Annotated in this window: 3 protein-coding genes; all 3 read right to left on the minus strand. The window is 68.2% G+C overall.

What is annotated here, in order from left to right:
- Positions 1 to 159, minus strand: a 159-nt coding sequence (locus HY703_02540; GenBank protein ID MBI4544055.1) for a hypothetical protein, incomplete at its 3' end; no start/stop codon positions are given.
- A gap of 185 nt (positions 160 to 344) precedes the next feature.
- On the minus strand, positions 345 to 1,154 hold the full coding sequence (locus tag HY703_02545; protein MBI4544056.1) for a hypothetical protein: 810 nt from the start codon (positions 1,152 to 1,154) through the stop codon (positions 345 to 347).
- 120 nt (positions 1,155 to 1,274) lie between these two features.
- Complete coding sequence (locus tag HY703_02550) at positions 1,275 to 2,234, minus strand: aldo/keto reductase (GenBank protein ID MBI4544057.1); 960 nt, start codon at positions 2,232 to 2,234, stop codon at positions 1,275 to 1,277.
- Positions 2,235 to 2,266 lie beyond the last annotated feature (32 nt).

Consider the following 2,266-nt stretch of genomic DNA (forward strand, 5'->3'; position numbering starts at 1 on the left):
CGACGCCGTGACCCGCGCGAGCAGGTCCAGAAGCTCGCCTCCGCCGCTCGCCTCCACCACCCCGTAGCCGGTCCGGGAGAGGAAGTCCCTGAGGACGGCGCGCATCTCCGGATCGTCGTCGGCGACGACGATGGTGGGCAGAGCGCGAGGTGAGTCCATGATGCCTGAGGCTACAAGCAAAAGATGTGCCAGGAAGCCTCGGCCAGGAACCCCTTGGGATTTCAGGAGTTTTCCTGGCCTGCCGAGGAGGTCGGCACCCGGGCGGCGCGTAAAGTTGTCGCGCCCGCGACAACCCTGACGCCCGAATGGTCGTCACACGGGAGGGGGAGGGAGGAGGTGGCGGGTCAGTCGGTGATGGGTACAGCGGGGTGTGGTTGACCGATCGCTTGTTTCATCAACACGCGGCCGAGCACGCGCGCGCCTTGCCGGACCAAAGCGTTGGGACGAACGCGCTCGTAAATACCCTCAAAGACCGCGCGCGTTTTCTCCGGCAGCATCCCCGCGATCGGGTCGTACCGGGATGAAACGCCCACCATCTCGCCGATGAGGAGAATGTGGCCGGCGTGCTTTTCCAGATTGGGGGATGGACCAGCCTGGACCTCTTCGACCCCGCGGCTGAATTGCTCCATCAGCTCGCGTCGCTGCGAGAACGGAATACCCATGATCCGGTAGGTTTTGGTCATGTAGGCCAGATGCAGACGTTTCTGCTCGTCGGTGAGCGGCGCGCATTGTCTTTCGACGTTCTCCACCAGGCTGAACCCGAAGTAGGTCATCATCCACACGGGTATGGAGATGCGCTGGTGGCGGCGCATGATCGATTGCAGGCCGGCGCGGACGGCTTTGCTGGAAATCCCGCCCGTGGGTTTCGCGCCAGAATCGGTCACGTCCCGGATGAACAGGTCGGTCTGGTAGAACGACGCGGCCATCGAGCGCAGCGACTCGAACCGGGGTGGATACGCCGTGTCGTGGGTGATGATAACGTCGCGCAGCAAAAAGAAATTCAGATACGCCACGATGCCGGGCCGATACCCGCACGCAAACCACAAGCGACTCGTGGTCGCCAGCTCGTCGGCAAACTCCGCGCCCAGCATCGAGTTATCGAATGCTTCGAACGGCGGATCGAACTGCCGATACACTTCCTCGTAATCCGTCATCCGCAGCCCAAACGCCACGCAACTGATAGCGGAGTTGGTCCCTCCAAGGTGCGTCGGGTCCTCGCCGGCCAGCCGAGCGTAGCACGCCCCGAGCGGGGGAGGCAACGGGGGAGCCCCGACTCAGCGGGCGGCGAGGAAGGCGACCATGCGCTCCCGGGTGGCGGCGTCCGGCAGCGCCCCCTGGCCCGCCCGCATGTTGTCGGTCAGGTGCTCGGGCCGGCTCGTGGCGGGGATCACGCAGGTGACGGCCGGATGGGCCAGGATCCACTTCAGGAAGAACTGCGCCCAGCTCTCGCAATCGAAGTCGGCGGCCCAGGGCGGGAGCGGCTGCCCGCGCACCCGCCCGAACAGGCCGCCCGCCGCGAAGGGGCGGTTCACCAGGACGGCGATCCCGCGGTCGCGGGCGAGGGGCAGGAGGCGGCGCTCGGCCTCCCGCTCGCCGAGCGAGTAGTTGAGCTGCACGAAGTCGAGCGGCTCGCTCCGCATCACCCGCTCCAGCTCCCCGTAGGCACCGGCCGTGGAGTGGGTGACGCCGAGGTAACGGAGGCGGCCGGCCTGCTTCCACTCCCGCAGGGTGCGGAGATGGGTCTGCCAGTCCACCAGGTTGTGGACCTGCATCAGGTCGAGGCGCCGGGTCCGGAGGCGCTGAAGCGAGCGCTCCATCTGGGCCACGCCGGCCTCGCGCCCGGTCGTCCAGACCTTGGTGGCGAGGAAGAGCGAGTCGTGGATCCCGAGGTCCGCCGCCAGGTCGCCCACCACCGTCTCGGCCGCCCCATACATCGGCGAGGAGTCGATGACGCGCCCGCCCAGCGCGACGAAACGACGGAGAACCTCTTTGAGCGGCTCGCGCTCCGCGGTCGAGTCGCCGACGTCGAAGGTACGCCAGGTCCCGAGGCCGACGGCGGGGATGCTCTCGCTAATGTGCCAAGTGGAGGTGGAGGGGATGGGGCGCCGGAGCAGCGCGGGCGCCGCCCGGGCGCGGCCCCGCCGGGTCCCTACGAGGCCCGCCGCCGCCCCCGCGGCCATCAACCCCAGCCACGCCCGGCGCGAGAGCGGCCGGCCGCCGATGTCACCGTTCATTTCGCACGACCTCCCTCCCGACCGCCGCCACC

The sequence above is a fragment of the Gemmatimonadota bacterium genome, assembly GCA_016209965.1.
GTDB lineage: Bacteria > Gemmatimonadota > Gemmatimonadetes > Longimicrobiales > RSA9 > JACQVE01.

What these genes read in the sequence shown, in the direction of transcription:
- HY703_02545 (MBI4544056.1), bottom strand. Translation starts at nt 1,154, where the DNA reads ATGACGGATTACGAGGAAGTGTATCGGCAGTTCGATCCGCCGTTCGAA.
- HY703_02550 (MBI4544057.1), bottom strand. Translation starts at nt 2,234, where the DNA reads ATGAACGGTGACATCGGCGGCCGGCCGCTCTCGCGCCGGGCGTGGCTG.